Here is a 518-nt window from a genome sequence, read left to right as displayed (position 1 = left end):
CATCGCTCAGCGAAATCATGCTCGAACTCGATGCTGCCGACCGGCTGGTTGGCGTCCTGGATGGTGGCGAGCGCCCAGCGGCGCTGCAGTCGGTGCCTTCGGTTGGACGCTATGGCCAGGTGGAGATGGAAACCCTGCTCAGCTTGCGCCCTGATCTCGTGCTGCTCTGGCCGGACAGTGTGCCGCGCAGTCAGCGTGAGCAGTTGAAGCAGTTCGGTATTCCCGTTTTGGTTGTCGAGCATACCCGTCTCGAAGGGCTGGCCGAGCAGTTCGTTGTAGTGGGTAATGCCGTCGGGCGCGCCGAACAAGGCGAACGACTGGCCGGGCGCTTTCGTGCAGGCCTCGCCGAATTACGCAGCAACTACACGCGCGCTGAGCCGCTGCGGGTGTTCTATCAGATCTGGAATCGCCCGCTGTATACCCTCGGCGGACAGCAGATCATCAGCGAAGCGCTCGAGGTGTGTGGTGGGCAGAATGTTTTCGCCGATCTGACCCTGGCGGCGCCTCAGGTCAGCATC

Annotated in this window: 1 protein-coding gene; it reads left to right on the top strand. The window is 62.5% G+C overall.

Annotated elements, in window-relative coordinates:
* Window positions 1-518, top strand: a 518-nt coding sequence (locus CXQ94_RS24140) for an ABC transporter substrate-binding protein (protein WP_181034384.1), incomplete at both ends; no start/stop codon positions are given.

Origin of the sequence: Arthrobacter sp. GMC3 (genome assembly GCF_002929305.1) — a bacterium.
GTDB lineage: Bacteria > Actinomycetota > Actinomycetes > Actinomycetales > Micrococcaceae > Specibacter.
Note: the sequence above shows the minus strand (reverse complement) of the source record. Positions and strands in the feature narration are given on the sequence as shown.